General features: G+C 64.0%; 13 protein-coding genes and 1 pseudogene. 6 read left to right on the forward strand and 8 right to left on the reverse strand.

The genetic code is table 11. The features are described from left to right. Nucleotides 1–24: 24 nt before the first annotated feature. From NKI20_RS04715 to NKI20_RS04725, 3 genes are all read right to left on the reverse strand, one after another. The gene (locus NKI20_RS04715; RefSeq protein ID WP_352828726.1) at nt 25–1,038 is read right to left on the reverse strand and encodes a substrate-binding domain-containing protein; all 1,014 of its coding nucleotides are present in this window, start codon (nt 1,036–1,038) and stop codon (nt 25–27) included. 99 nt (nt 1,039–1,137) lie between these two features. Continuing rightward, entirely contained in the window at nt 1,138–2,046 is a 909-nt protein-coding gene (locus NKI20_RS04720) for a sugar phosphate isomerase/epimerase family protein (protein ID WP_352828729.1), read from the reverse strand. Continuing rightward, a complete protein-coding gene (locus tag NKI20_RS04725) occupies nt 2,043–3,074 on the reverse strand; it encodes a Gfo/Idh/MocA family protein (protein ID WP_352828732.1) in 1,032 nt (343 codons plus the stop codon). The genes NKI20_RS04720 and NKI20_RS04725 overlap by 4 nt, the downstream gene beginning before the upstream one ends. Before the next feature lie 195 nt (nt 3,075–3,269). Here NKI20_RS04725 and NKI20_RS04730 point away from each other — a divergent pair, with 195 nt between their 5' ends. Both NKI20_RS04730 and NKI20_RS04735 read left to right on the forward strand, forming a co-directional pair. After that, nucleotides 3,270–4,295, forward strand: a complete 1,026-nt coding sequence (locus NKI20_RS04730; RefSeq protein ID WP_352828735.1) for a LacI family DNA-binding transcriptional regulator — start codon at nt 3,270–3,272, stop codon at nt 4,293–4,295. A 341-nt stretch (nt 4,296–4,636) separates the two neighbouring features. Beyond that, nucleotides 4,637–6,115: an esterase-like activity of phytase family protein gene (locus NKI20_RS04735; protein ID WP_352828738.1), complete on the forward strand. Its 1,479-nt coding sequence runs from the start codon at nt 4,637–4,639 to the stop codon at nt 6,113–6,115. 54 nt (nt 6,116–6,169) lie between these two features. Here the strand turns inward: NKI20_RS04735 and NKI20_RS04740 are convergent, their stop codons facing one another. Continuing rightward, nucleotides 6,170–6,958, reverse strand: coding sequence for a L,D-transpeptidase (locus tag NKI20_RS04740; protein WP_352828741.1), 789 nt, complete (start codon nt 6,956–6,958; stop codon nt 6,170–6,172). Nucleotides 6,959–7,229: 271 nt separating this feature from the next. Between NKI20_RS04740 and NKI20_RS04745 the strand changes: the two genes are divergently transcribed. After that, the gene (locus tag NKI20_RS04745; RefSeq protein WP_352828745.1) at nt 7,230–8,702 is read left to right on the forward strand and encodes an MATE family efflux transporter; all 1,473 of its coding nucleotides are present in this window, start codon (nt 7,230–7,232) and stop codon (nt 8,700–8,702) included. A gap of 272 nt (nt 8,703–8,974) precedes the next feature. Here NKI20_RS04745 and NKI20_RS04750 read toward each other — a convergent pair. Then, a pseudogene (locus NKI20_RS04750) lies at nt 8,975–9,961 on the reverse strand (MFS transporter); the annotation flags it as partial. Nucleotides 9,962–10,142: 181 nt separating this feature from the next. Between NKI20_RS04750 and NKI20_RS04755 the strand changes: the two are divergent. Continuing rightward, nucleotides 10,143–10,718, forward strand: coding sequence for a TMEM175 family protein (locus tag NKI20_RS04755; RefSeq protein WP_352828749.1), 576 nt, complete (start codon nt 10,143–10,145; stop codon nt 10,716–10,718). 3 nt (nt 10,719–10,721) lie between these two features. Here the strand turns inward: NKI20_RS04755 and NKI20_RS04760 are convergent, their stop codons facing one another. Continuing rightward, complete coding sequence (locus tag NKI20_RS04760; RefSeq protein ID WP_352828752.1) at nt 10,722–11,003, reverse strand: hypothetical protein; 282 nt, start codon at nt 11,001–11,003, stop codon at nt 10,722–10,724. A 157-nt stretch (nt 11,004–11,160) separates the two neighbouring features. On the opposite strand from NKI20_RS04760, the gene NKI20_RS04765 reads away from it, so the two are divergent. Further along, nucleotides 11,161–12,027, forward strand: a complete 867-nt coding sequence (locus tag NKI20_RS04765; protein WP_352828755.1) for an SDR family NAD(P)-dependent oxidoreductase — start codon at nt 11,161–11,163, stop codon at nt 12,025–12,027. 3 nt (nt 12,028–12,030) lie between these two features. On the opposite strand, the gene NKI20_RS04770 is transcribed toward NKI20_RS04765, so the two are convergent. Continuing rightward, complete coding sequence (locus tag NKI20_RS04770; RefSeq protein WP_352604145.1) at nt 12,031–12,456, reverse strand: low affinity iron permease family protein; 426 nt, start codon at nt 12,454–12,456, stop codon at nt 12,031–12,033. 343 nt (nt 12,457–12,799) lie between these two features. Next, nucleotides 12,800–12,955: a YjiS-like domain-containing protein gene (locus tag NKI20_RS04775; RefSeq protein WP_352828758.1), complete on the reverse strand. Its 156-nt coding sequence runs from the start codon at nt 12,953–12,955 to the stop codon at nt 12,800–12,802. 234 nt (nt 12,956–13,189) lie between these two features. Between NKI20_RS04775 and NKI20_RS04780 the strand changes: the two genes are divergently transcribed. Next, nucleotides 13,190–14,059 (forward strand): LysR family transcriptional regulator, encoded by an 870-nt coding sequence (locus NKI20_RS04780; RefSeq protein ID WP_352828761.1) that lies wholly within the window; start codon nt 13,190–13,192, stop codon nt 14,057–14,059. The last annotated feature ends 106 nt before the right edge of the window (nt 14,060–14,165 follow it).

Genomic DNA, 14,165 nt, shown 5'->3' on the forward strand with positions numbered 1-14,165 from the left:
TAACCCGGCCGACGGCTTGGGAGGTCAGCGCAGCGCCTGCTTGGCAAGCTCGGCGACGATCTCATAATTGTCGGGTGTGACGAAACCGGCACCGGTGTCGACATTCATCGGCGCCAGACCGAGCACCACCTGCTGGCAGAGGCTGAGGATCGGCAGATAGCCTTGCAGGAACGGCTGCTGGTCGGCCGTCAGCTGCACCCAGCCGCCCTTGAAACCCTCGACGATCTGAGGGCTGGTGTCGAAGCCGAAGTTGAAGATCTCACCCGCCTTGCGTCCCGCCGCCTGCATGTAGGTCGGAACATTGCCGAGCATCTGCCCGCCGGGATAACCGACCGCCTTGACGTCGGGATTGTTGAGCAGTGCCGCGGTGATCACCGGAATCGCCAGATTGGGATCGGAAGCCCATTCGCCACTTGGCGGCGACGACAGCTGGATGACTTCGACGCCGGCCTCCTTGAGCGCCGCCACCGTGCCGCGCTCGCGCGCGCCGCGAGCCTCGTTCTCGAACGGCCCGATCATGATCGCCTTGTCGCCGGCCTTGAGCTTGCCGAGCTTGAACGCCTCGGCGCCGAGCGCGCGGCCCTGCTGCTCCTGCTGGGCGCCGACATAGCCGCCGCCGAACGCTTCCACCACCTTCGGCACCGGCACGTTCTGGTACATCATCTTGATGCCGTCCTTGTGCGCCTGCTCGGCCAGCGGCATGATCGCGCCGTCGCCAGGATGGCCCATCATGGCGATGCCGTTGGGCTTGACCGCGACCGCCTCTCGCAATTGCTGCACCATCTTTTCAACGTCCCACTGGGAGAAGATGTAGTCGACCTTCGGTCCGAGGTCGGCCGCCGCCTGCTTGGCGCCATTGTAGACGATGGTGCCGAAAGCGTCGCCCTCGGCGCCGCCGACAAAGAAACGGATGTGGACATTCTTGCACCATTGGGCGTCGAGCGCCTGTGCGGGCAAGGTAGAAATTGTGGCGCAAAGCGCCGTGGCCGCCGCCACGACGGTCGAGCGCAGAAGTGTCGTTCTCTTCGCGATGCTCATGCAAGTTCCTCCCTTTTGTCCTCGCAATCCGAGGGTTTCAACATTCGTTCCGGCAGTATGCCGCAGGCTTTCCGGCTGGCTCCCCCCGCCGGTCTGCTCTCACACCGGGTTTGGCAGGTAGCTGGCGCCTCCCCGGCATTGCTTCAGATATTCCAGCGCCCGCACCTGCCCGGTGATTTCCAGATCGCCGCGATAGACCGGATCGTGCCAACCCTCGATGTCGATGGCGCCCTTGTAGTCGGCCAGCCGCAATTCGCTGATCACCCGCGTCCAGTCGCTGTCGCCGAAGCCCGGCGTGCGCATCTGGACGAAAGGCAGCCGACCGAACACGCCATGCTCGCGGATGACATCCCAGCGCACCGTCGCGTCCTTGCCGTGGACGTGGAAGATGCGCGGCGCCCATTTGCGGATCTGCGGCATCGGATCGATCAGATAGACAAGCTGGTGGCAGGGCTCCCATTCGAGGCCCAAATTGTCGTTCGGCAATTCGTTGAACATCAGCTCCCAGGCGTCGGGATTGTGGGCAATGTTCCAGTCTCCTTGAGCCCAGTTGCCATCCATCGCGCAATTCTCGAAAGCGATGCGCACGCCCTTGTCGGCGGCGCGCCTGGCCAGCGGTCCCCAGACCTCTTTGAAGCGCGGCAGGCTGTCGGTCAGCGGCTTGCCGCGCAGGCGGCCGGTAAAGCCGCTGACCATCGAGGTGCCGAACAGATGCGCGTTGTCGATCACCGTTTCCCAGGCCTGGAGCACGCCGCGGTCGACATCGCCGCTCTCGAGCGGATTGCCGAATACGCCGAGCGAGGACACGGTGACATCGGCATCGCCGATCGCCTCTCGGATCTGGCCGGCAAGACGCGGCAAGTCCTTGCCGCCCAGCGTCTGCCAGAAGAAGGGCTGGATGCTCTCGAAGCCGAGCGGCAGGATCGCCTTGATGTAGGCCGCCGGGTCGTCGAGGTTGGCCCGCACCATGGTGCCTATCCTGATGTCGAGAAGCGGGTTTAGCGTCATTGTGCGTCCTCTGAGATCGTCACCCGGCGGCCGGTTTCGGCGCTCTCGATGGCGCCAAAAACCATGGCCAGGCTCTTGATGTTGTCGACGCCGCGCGTCTCCGGCTCGGTGCCGGTCTCGATGGCGCGGATGAAATCCTGGATGATGCCGAGATGGCCGCCGACGCGGTCGGCGGGATCGAGCGGCGGCACTTCGATTGGCTGGGTTTTGTCGAAAAGGCCGTCGCGGCCCGGCGCCACGACCTCTGCCTGCAGCACGTCATGGCCGTCCCAAATGAGGCTGCCGCGCTCGGCAACGATGCGCCAGCTGCCCTCCCAGCTCGTGCGGAAACCGGCGCCGCACCATGAGCCGGCATAGGTGAACAGTCTGCCGCCGCCGAGATCGAAGACGGCGCTGGCCGACGATCCCTGCCGGTACCAGGAATTGGCCGGCTCCCATTCCTGGCAATAGACGCCGGCCGGCTCGCCGGCGACCATGTAACGGGCGGCGTCGAAGGTGTGGATCGCCATGTCGAGCAGCAGGACATGGGCCATCTCTTCGCGAAAGCCGCCGAAATGCGGCGCGACGAAGAAGTCGGCATGAATGCTGGTGGCGGCACCAATGGCGCCGGAGTCCAGGAACCTCCGGATGCGCCTGACATCGGCGACATAGCGGCGGTTCTGGACGACGGCATGAACGCGCCCGGCCTGGCGAGCGGCCTTGACGATGGCCCGCGCATTCTCAGGAGTGTCGGCGAGCGGCTTTTCCGTCAAGAGATGGCAATGATGGGCAAAGGCGGAAAGCGCGACTTGTCGCCGGGCGGCGGGAACCACCACGTCGAATACCGCGTCAGGCCGGGTCTGGTCGAGCACGGCGTCGAGATCGGTTCCAATGACGGCACCGGTGAGATCGTATTCGTGCGCCCTCGCTCGCGCCCTGTCGGCGTCGAGGTCGACAAGGCCGACAATGGCGAGCCGGTCGATCTGCCGCGCGGCATCGAGCCAGGCCTTGCTCATGGCTCCGCAACCGACCAGGACGACATTGACCATCCAGTACTCCTCCCTCTCGGTCCCTCCAGACCGATCGTCACGGCATTCACGGCATAGCCGTAAACGTTTTTCCGTAAACGTTTACGAGAACACACCCGAAGGCGTAGAATGTCAATCGGCCGCTCGCGAAAATCGTCTTGTCGTCTTGGCCTTGGCGGCTGCCGGTGCTAGCCAGGCAAGGGGGAGAACAGTCACTTGGCATCCAGCATTCACGACCTTGCCCGTCACCTGAACATTTCGATCGGCACGGTGTCGCGCGCCCTTAACGGCCGTGCCGACGTCAATGCCGACACGCGCCAGCGCGTGCTCGAAGCGGCCAGGACACTCAACTACTCGCCGAACCAATCCGGCCGCAGCTTGCGGCAAGGCGCCACCCATTCGATCGCCTTCATGATGCAGCCGCATCCGGGCGACCAGCAATATGGCGAGCCGTTCTTCATTCCGCTCCTGATCGGGCTGCAGGCGAGGCTCGCCGAAAGCGGGCTCGACCTGATCGTGGTCATGGGCGCTCCCGGCGACTACCAGCAGGAGCGCCTGCGCCGTGTCGTCGAGACGCGCCGGGCCGATGCAGTGGTGCTGGCCTGGACGCGGCGCGAGGACGAGCGCATCGACTATCTCACCCAGGTCGGTTTCCCATTCGCCACGCTCGGGCGCAGCCGCTCCGGAGCCAAGTCCTACCCTTCCCTCGACCTCGATTTCGAAAAGGCCGGAGCCGATGCGGTCGACCGCCTCGTGGCGCGCGGCCACCGCCGCATCGCCGCCATCCGCCCGTCGCTCGACCTCAATTTCGGCTATCTGTTCCTGGCCGGCTACCGCAAGGCTTTGCTGCGGCATGGCATCGAGGTCGACCCCGAGCTGATTGCGTCCGGCTTCATCAACGAGGCCGCCGGCTACGAAGTGACGCCGCAGGTGATGCGCTCCAAGGAACCGCCGACCGCCATCATCTTCAACAATGACGCGATGGCGCTTGGCGGCTGCAAGGCGCTGGCCGAGATGGGCATCAGGCCGGGTCACGACATGGCGGTGACCGTCATCGTCGACACGCCGCTCTGCCGCTACTTCTCGCCGGCGCTGACCGCCTTCCGACCGGCGCTGGAGCCGATGGGACAGCGGCTCGCCGAAATGCTGCTGGCGTCGCTGCCCGCCTTCGCCGGCCCGGCTGGTCCGCGGATCATGCGCGAGGTCTGGCCGCTGGAGCTGGTGGCGCGCGACAGCGATTGATGCTGCGCGGTCCGATAAACGCGTTTCGATCGACCGGCTTCTCGCCCGCCTCGGCCAATTCCATGAATATCCGGGAATGACGGGTCCCGTGCGCGGCCTGCGCATTCGAGATGTCGGTCGTCGACCAGGTCCTGACGAAGTGATCAATTCTTTCCGCCAATCGCATTTTTTTGTCGTCGCGTAGAAAAGACGGCAGGCATGCATCGTGCGCTGTCACGCAAGCATCATGTTCGCGCCGTAGACCGCGGTTCGGGAGCGCGCGACATCATCGATGTTGCACCTCTTTGAGTTTTTCGTCCTGCGCGGCCGCTTCGGCACATCTGTCACAAAGAGGTTCATCCATGAAACACCTGCACCGAACCGCGTCGCTCGGCGTCGCGCTGGCCTTGTTCACCGCCTTGACGCCGGCGCTCGCCGACAGCACCGCGACGATCGGCGGCCTCGTCAACAAGGGACTGGTCGGCGTCGGCCGCATCCCGGCCGCCCAGCGCGACAAGTTCGGCGAGACCTTCGGCTCGGGCTCCGGCATGTCGATCGACACCGCCAGCTGGACACGTGATGCGGGCGGCTACAAAGGCTCGCTCTGGCTGCTGCCGGACCGCGGTTACAATGTCGTCGGCACCACCGACTACCGGCCGCGCCTCAACACTATCGGCATCGAGTTTACCCCGGCAGCACCAGGCACCGCACCGGCTGCCGGCCAGGAGCAGACGGGCGTCAAGGCAACGCTTGCCGACACCATGCTTCTCACCGACGACAAGGGTGCCGATGCCACCGGCCTCGATCCGCTCAACGGCGTGCGCGCGGCAAGCGGCGACATGCCGATCCTGCCGCAGGCCGACAACGGCAAGCTGGCGCTCGACAACGAGGCGATCGCGCGCCTGCCCGACGGCACCATGTTCATCTCGGACGAATACGGCCCCAACATCTACCGGTTCTCCGCCGACGGACATCTGCTGTCGGCGACCCAGCCGCCCGCCGCCCTCGTGCCGATGCGCCACGGCGCGCCGAACTTCGCCTCCGACAATCCCGGCCCGGGTGCGGCCGAGCCCGATCCGAAGGATCCCGATACCGGCCGCCAGAACAACCAGGGCCTCGAAGGCATGGCGATGACGCCCGACGGCAAGTTCCTGATCGCCGTGCTGCAGTCGGCGCCCCGGCAGGATGGCGGCGATTCCGCCTCGACCCGCCAGAACACCAGGGCGCTGGTCTATGACGCTTCCGACCTCGCCCATCTCAAGCTAGCGCATGAGTATGTCGTGCCGCTGCCGGTGTTCAAGGATGCCAAGGGCAAGACCAAGATCGCCGCGCAAAGCGAGATCGTGGCGTTATCGGATCAGGCCTTCCTGATGCTGGCGCGCGACGGCGGCAACGGTCAGGGCGTGAAAGGCGACACCTCGCTGGTGCGCCAGATCTTCGTCGTCGACGTCTCGGCCGCGACCGATATTGCCGGCGGCGCCTTCGATGCCGCCGACAAGCCGCTGGCGCCCAAGGGCGTGCTCGACCCGTCGGTGACGCCGGCAAAACTGACGCCGTTCATCGATATCAACGATAGTGCCGAACTCGGCCGCTTCGGCCTGCATAATGGCGCGCCAAACGACAAGAACAACCTGTCGGAGAAGTGGGAGGCGATGTCGGTGGTCAGCGTGCTCGATCCGAAACTGCCCGACGACTATTTCCTGTTCGTCGCCAACGACAACGACTTCCTCGCCCAGGACGGCTTCCAGGTCGGCGCGCCCTACAAAGCCGAAGACGGTGCCGATGTCGACACCATGTTCCTGGTCTATCAGGTCACGCTGCCGGGTCTGGCCAAGAAGTAACGACAACACAAGGGCGGGCGCGCCGAGCGCGTCCGCCTGAGGGATCGTGACGGCTTACTTCAACATCTCCGCGTCCCTTGGCACGCCCGCATCGATCGGCTCGGCGGTCCTGCTCGAAACGGCCATGATCTTGCCGGCAGCCGACAGATTGGGGCGCACGAAGACCGGCGCGACGCCGTTGACGCGGCCGTAAAGGTCGATGATGTCCTGGTTCATGAAACGCACACAGCCCGACGATGCGTTCTTGCCGATGGAATCCCACTCCGGCGTGCCGTGCAGCCGGTACATCGTGTCCTTGCCGTCCCGGAACAGATACAGCGCGCGGGCGCCGAGCGGGCTCTGCGGGCCTGGCGGCATGCCGTCCTTGTATTTCGCCAATTCCGGGCGGCGCTGGATCATTTCCGGCGGCGGTGTCCAGACCGGCCACTTTTTCCGCGCCTGAACCACGGCACTGCCGGTCCATCCGAAACCGGCCTTGCCGAGGCTGACGCCATAACGGATAGCCTTGCCGCCATCGCCCACCAGATAGAGGAAGTGCTCGGACGTATCGACGACGATCGTGCCGGGTTTCTCTCCGGTCGGGTCGGACACGATCTGGCGCACGAATTTCGGATCGAGCTTGGCCACCGGGATTGCAGGCAGTTGATAGCCCTCGTCGGTGCGCGCCGCATACATGCTTGCGGTATCGCCGAAGCCCGGATCGCTTGGCGGTGCGGCCACCGGCGGCGGCGCAACGTCCGTCGTGGTGCACGCCGAAAGAGCCACGGAGGCGGCCCCCAAAGCAGATGCACCGAGAAACGCACGCCGGCTCAGGCGCTCGGAAAACAGCGGAATATCGGACATGAACCCCCCGGCTATCCAAGATCTAGTAGGAATGTGGCCCCACGCATCAAGGATCAATATCCCATTCCGGAAGTTTTGAGAACATGATTAGATCACGGCATGACCTGTCCCGTGGAATCGGCGATCATCGTGGACCGGACTTGAGCAATTCCAGGAAAAGTGCGTAGCGGTTTTTCCGTCCGGAATTGCGTCGAAACAAAGAGAGAGCGGTTCGCCGTTTCCGTGAAACGGTGAACCGCTCTTGAGATAAACCTTCGCCGAGCTGCCAGCCATGGACGAAAAAATGCCCTCGCGCCGCCGCACCGGCGACCTGACCAGCGGGCCGATTCCGCGCACGCTTCTGCTGTTCGCACTGCCGGTGCTCGGCTCCAACGTGCTGCAGTCGCTGAACGGGTCGATCAACGCCGTCTGGGTCGGCCGTTTCCTCGGCGAATCGGCGCTGACCGCCACCTCCAATGCCAACCTCGTCCTGTTCCTGATCCTAGGCACGGTGTTCGGCATCGGCATGGCGGCCACCATCCTGGTGGCCCAGTCGGTCGGCGCCCGCGACCTTCCGGAGGCGCGCCGTATCGTCGGCACCAGCGCCACCTTCTTCTTCCTCGTCTCGGTGGTGTTCGCGGTCTGCGGCTGGATCTGGGTCGACGCCATCCTGGGCGCGCTGGGCACGCCGGCCGACGCCCTGCCGCTGGCCCGCTCCTACCTGCGCATCATCTTCATCGCCGTGCCGATGATGAACCTTCTGTCCTTCGTCATGACCGTGTTGCGCGGTGCCGGCGATTCACGCACGCCCTTCTTCTTCATGGCGCTGGCCGTCCTCCTCGACATCATCCTCAACCCGCTGCTCATCCGCGGCATAGGGCCGTTTCCCGAACTCGGAATCGCCGGTTCCGCCACGTCCACGCTGATCGGCCAGGCGGTGAGCGTGATCGCCATCCTCATCGTGCTCTATGTGCGCAAGCATCCGCTGCGGCTGGCCGGCGCCAACCTCGCTCTGCTGCGGCCCGACCCCACCTTGCTGCGCATCGTCGTCTTCAAGGGCGTGCCGATGGGCCTGCAGATGATCGTCATCTCCGCGGCTGCATTGACGGTGATGGGCATGGTCAATTCCTACGGTTCGCAGGTCGCCGCCGCCTACGGCATTGCTGCCCAGCTATGGACCTACATCCAGATGCCGGCGCTCGCCATCGGTGCCGCGGTCTCCTCGATGGCGGCGCAGAATGTCGGCGCCGGGCGCTGGGACCGGATCGGCCGCATCGCCGCTTCCGGCATCGGCTTCAACCTGGTCCTGACGGGCGCACTGGTTGCCGTGCTTTCCGTTTTCGACCGCCCGGTGCTGAGCCTGTTCCTGAGCAGCGATAGTGCTGCGATCGATATTGCTAGCCACGTCAACACCATCGCGTCGTGGTCGTTCATCCTGTTCGGCATCACCATCGTGCTGTTTGCCACGGTGCGAGCCACGGGCGCCGTGATGCCGCCGCTGATCATCCTGGTGATCTCGGTGCTGGTCGTGCGCACCGGCTTTGCCTATTTCATGCGCGGCGTGATCGGCGAGGAAGCGCTTTGGTGGAGTTTCCCGGCCGGTTCGATCACCTCGCTCGTGCTGGCCGCGGCCTATTACCGCTTCGGTCGCTGGCGCACCATGCACATGATCGAGGACAGGCCAGCCGCCGGCGAGCCGCCGGACACCGGGCTTGGCGTGCCGCGCGGACGCGCGTATCTTTCGCCTGAAACGCCGAACGGCTGAGGCCAGCCTGCCAATCCGTAACCGCTTGATTGTCCGGATCTCACCGCCTTTGTTTCAGTCCAAAGCCCAGCGCCAGCAGCGCAAAGGCTACAATCATGCAGGCAAACGCCAGGCTCGCGGCAACGGGACTGGCATAGGTCGAAACGATGCCGATGCCGATGACTGGCAAGGCGTTGCCGACGAAGCAGCAGATGAAGAAGCTGGACACCACCGCCGCGCGGCGATCGCGGCGCGATCTCGTTTACCACCTGCAGGCCACCACGGTAGCCGAGCGCCGCCACCACGCCGCAGCAGGCTGTCGCCGCGATCATCAACGCCAGCGAAGCCAGCATTTGCGCCGCCACCACCGCCAGGACGCTAGGGATCATCAATGCCAGCGCGGCCAGCGTGGCCTTGTTGCTCTTCATGTGCATCAGAACCACGATGCTGATCGCAGTGACGATCGCCAGTTCGAAGAACAGCGCGCCGGCGACGGCGTGGTTGGTCTCATGCAGCTGCTGCGCCAGTATGCTCGGAGCCACCGCCGCATAGAAGCCGACGAGCGCCATCGCGCCAAAGCCGGTGACCGCCGGTGCGACGAAGCGCGCGCGGATATCCTCCGGCACGGAGAGTTGCGGCCGGATGGAAACGTGCTTGAGGCCGCCCGGTCTCGCCACCGTTTCACGGGTGCGCCAGACCAGGATCGTCACCACCGCGAGTGCAGCCAGATAGACGATGAAGACCAGCCGCAACGGCCAGGGCTCGTACTCAGCCAGAAGTCCTGAAATCAAGGCGCCAAGACCGAGGCCGAGGAAATTGGTGCTGGTGGCGATGACGCTGGCGCGCGACTTGTCCGCGCCGGGAAGAAGCTCGGCAATCCATGCGGTTCCGGTCCCCGCGCCAACGCCGATGCCGAGCCCGCTCAGAATGCGGGCCACGTCGAGCGAGACGACGTTTCCGGCAAACAGGAAGACAAGCGCACTGATGATGGCGACAAGCATGGCCGCCAGGCTCGCGGGCCGGCGCCCGACAACATCCGAGATGCCGCCCAGCATCAGCAGTGCTGCCAGGTTGCCGACGACATAGACCGCGTAGATCAGCGTCAGCGTGATTTGTGAAAAGCCGAATTGCTGCTTGTAGATGATGTAGAGCGGCGTCAGCACTGTGCTGCCGGCAAACAGCACGGCAATCATCGCGGCGACGGTGGGGATTGCAAGAGCATCGCCGCGAGTTTCATTGTGCGTACGGGCCAAATCGCGAATGGCCATGGCCAACCTCATTACCGGTTTCGGGGATCGCGACCTTAACGCACGTTCATCCGCGACGTTCCGACCGGCAGGCCGGCCTCCTGACAGCACGGTGGGCGTTGCCCGAGCCACAAGCTCGTTGTTGAACACTCAACTCGAGAGATGGCGTCTTTGGATTTCGTACCGTAACCTGTGCCGGCAGAAGGGAGGATTTATGGGCAAAGGCAGGGTCGAGGCGTTCACCGATGGCGTCGTGGCCATCATCATCACCATCATGGTACTTGAGCTGAAAGTGCCGCATGGCGAGGATGTCGAAGCCTTGTTGCCATTGTGGCCGGTCTTCTTCAGCTACGTGCTGTCCTTCATCAATGTCGGCATCTACTGGAACAATCTGCACAACATGTTCCACACCGTGCAGCGGGTCGACGGCCGCGTGCTGTGGGCGAACCTCAACCTGCTGTTCTGGCTGTCGCTGATGCCGGTGACGACGGCCTTCATGGGCGAGAACCACTTTGCGCCGGTGCCGGTCGCCGTCTACGGCATCGACTTGGTGCTGTGCGCCATCGCCTATTCGATCTTGGCCGCCGCGCTGCATCGCCTGCACGGCAACGACACCGTTTTTGCCAAGGCATTGGGCCGTGACCGCAAGGGAAAGATCTCGCTGGCTATCTACGTCGCAGCCGTCGTGCTGACCTTCGTCAGCCAGTGGATCGGCGTCGCGCTGTATGTGCTGGTCGCAACGATATGGCTCGTGCCGGATAGGCGTTTCGCACGGGTGCTCGAAAAATAGTTCCTACTTGCGCATTGCCTTCAGCTTTTCCGCCACTGCTGCGGCAAGGTCGGCATAGCGCTCCTCCAGCCGTTCCGCGGCCTTGATGATCGAGAAATCATGGCCGAACTTTTCCAGCGCCATGCGCAGCTTCTCGACGAATTCGGCCTGTTTTTCCAGCGCCGAGAACAGCGTCTTCACCTGCGCTTCGCTGATGTCGGGGTTGGCCAGCGTCTGCGGCACCTCGCGCCCCATCTGGTCACCGATGGTGGTCTGTTCCCTGAGAATTGCGACCCAGTCCGTCAATCAGGAAATCTCCGTTTGCCCCGGGCAAAAGCTCCTTTTGCCGGGACAACATGCGCAGCCTCGACCGGACTGGTCAACCCAAACAGGGCGATCAGAGGCTTGCGCAAGCCCGTTCGGGCGTTAAGTTCGGCGTCATCGAAAGAAGGAACCATCGCCCATGATGACCGACGCCGAGATCCAGACAGTCCTGCCCGCGCTTGGCCGAGGCAACGCCGCCGTCATCACTGGCGCCGCCAGCGGCATCGGTCTTGCGGCCGCCAAGCGGCTTGCGTTGATGGGCATGAAGATCGTGCTGGCCGACATTGGCGGCGCGCGCCTTGACGACGCCTCGCGAGCCGTCGCCGCGATTGCCGGAGATGATGCCGTGCTTGCCGTCGCCGCCGACGTTTCGAAGGCGGATGAGGTGGACCGCCTCGCCGAAAGGGCGTTCGGCGCCTTCGACGATGTGTCGCTGCTGATGAACAATGCCGGCGTCGGCGACAATCCCGGAAAGCCCTGGGAAAACCGCGATGCCTGGAAACGACTGCTGGACATCAATTTCTGGGGCGTCGTGCATGGCGTCGGGGCCTTCGCGCCGCGTATGCTGGCCTCGGCCAAGCCAGGCCTGATCGTCAACACCGGCTCCAAGCAAGGCATCACCACGCCGCCCGGCAACCTCGCCTACAATGTCTCCAAGGCCGCGGTGAAGACCTACACCGAAGGCTTGGCGCATGCACTACGCAACGAACCCGGCGCCCATGTCGCAGCCCATCTGCTGATCCCCGGCTTCACCTATACCGGCCTGACCGAAGGCGCGACGGAAAAACCGGCCGGCGCCTGGACCGGCGAACAGGTCATTGATTTCATGCTGGAATCGCTGACCAGGGGCGACTTTTACATCTTGTGCCCGGACAATGAGGCGGCGCGGCCGTTGGATGAGAAGCGCATGGCGTGGGCGATCGGCGACATCATCGAAAACCGCCCTGCCCTCTCGCGCTGGCACCCGGACTACAAGGAGTCGTTCGCGGCGTTCATGAAAGGCTGATCTTCAGGCCGCGTGCTTTTTCGACCCGCGCTTCTGCTCCACAGCCTTCTTGGCCGCCATGGCGGCGATATTCTCGTCATGCCGCTTCGCCGCACGCTCGCATTTTTCGCGGATTTCCTCGACTTCGGATTCGGTCAGGTGTTCGATACCGATGAAGTGGTTGTGGCCCTTGCCGACCCGGATCAGTTCGTCGAGTTTGGCCTGGATCGCTGCGCCGTCGCGGTTCTGGGTGTTCTGGATGAGAAACACCATCAGGAAGGTGATGATGGTTGTGCCGGTATTGATCACCAGTTGCCAGGTATCCGAAAAGCCGAAGAACGGACCGGTCATCGCCCAGACGACGACGATCAGGCAGCAGACGGCAAATGTCAGCGGCAGGCCGGCTACATGAGCGACCCAGTTGGCGATCTTGGTGAAATGCTTTTCCATCTATCGAAGTCCCTTGCCGCGCGATGAGAAACAATCGGCGACCGCTCGAGGTTCCCCGCGCAAACAATACAATTTAATGCACGCATATGGAGAATTGCGGCAAAGCCACACTTTATTGGTTTACTGGCACAGTAACGGTGCAGGCAAGAGTGCCTGTTCCTCCCGCTTCACAGCGGCCCCTTCCGCCGCGCCACCCCCGCATGGCGGAAGGGGTTTCACTGCGGAGAGTGCGCAGAGCGGTTCCCCTGAAGCGCTGGACGGCTACCACGACCGCCAAATCCCGATGCGCGGTACCGAGCGATCTTCCCAAAGCTCCATCATCTGCATGCCCGCCTCCATTGTCTCAAACTCGCAAGCTGGCTTGGCGGGCACGCTCGCGGATCTCTTCGCGAGAAATGCCGGCATCCGCCAATGTGCTGTCCGGCGCCTGCCTCAAGCTCGCAAGCGTCCGGCGATAGGCAAGCCAGCGGGCGAAATGTGATCGAAGTTCATACAACATGATCGTCTCCTTTGGCGCGCAGAATGGCGGCGCGCTCGGGTTGGTCGAAAGCGCAAAGCATCTGCGCGAAGCGCATGCGCGATCGAAGGATTGCGCTGGCTCGTCGTCCAGCCGAGGCGCTTGTCGCTATGCCGCCAAGCAGGATTGTCCAATGCTTCCAATGCCTGCATACTTGCGCGTGATGCCGGCCTCGCGCTACAGCCACGGTCGCAAGGAGTTTTTCATTTCTGCAAAATGGACATTGGCTGGGACGATCTAAGATTGTTTCTCGTCGTTGCGCGGCTGGGTGGCTTGAGCGCAGCGACAGGAACCACTCGCCTCAGCGCAGCCACCCTTGGACGACGCGTCACCGCGCTCGAAAGGCAGATCGGCGAACCGCTGTTCGTGCGTCAGCAGACCGGCTACCGGCTGACCCCGGTCGGTGAAGAACTGCTGCGGCGCGCCGAAGACGTCGAGGCAGCAATGCAGTCGCTGACCCGCTGGCGCGAAGGAAGCCTGCCCGACCGCATTGTCCGTGTGTCGGCCGGGCCGTGGACTTCGGCCTTCGTTTCCGCCCATATCGGCGAGATCTGGACGGTCGACGACGGCATAAGGGTGGAGCTCGTCACCACCACCGACCGGGTCGACATCGGTCGCCGTGCCGCCGACATCGGTATCCGCAGCGACCGCCCGACCGAGCAGTGGCTGGCCGGCCGTCAGAGCGGCAAGGTCGCCCACGCCATTTATTCCGGGCGCCACCTGATCAACGGCATCGCCGCCGGGTTGTTCGTCGGCGTCACCGGCGAAGGGGCGAACATTGCCTCGGCGCGCTGGCTACAAGCCCATCACGGCGACCGCATCGCCGTGCGCGGCAACAACACCCATTCGGTGCGCGAACTGGTGGCCGCCGGCGCCGGCCTTTCGGTCTTTCCCTGCTTCGTCGGTGACGGCGACCCACGCCTGGTTCGCGTCGCTCAGCCTATCCCCGAACTCGAAACCGACCAATGGATCGTCACCCATCACGAGGAACGTCACTCCCCGCCGGTACGAAAGGTCGCCGACCGGATTGCCGCCTTGATGCGGGCGCACCAGCCGCTGTTTCGTGGCGAGACGCCGATCCGTTAAGCCTCGGGCGTCGATCGGCCGCTAGAGCGGGATGAATTTAGGTTGGGCATAGCCAGCCTCGGTGAAGTAATTTCGGCATTCGGTTGACGTGACCTCGCCGAGGATT

It is taken from the genome of Mesorhizobium sp. M0830 (assembly GCF_040319965.1).
Taxonomy (GTDB): Bacteria; Pseudomonadota; Alphaproteobacteria; order Rhizobiales; family Rhizobiaceae; genus Mesorhizobium.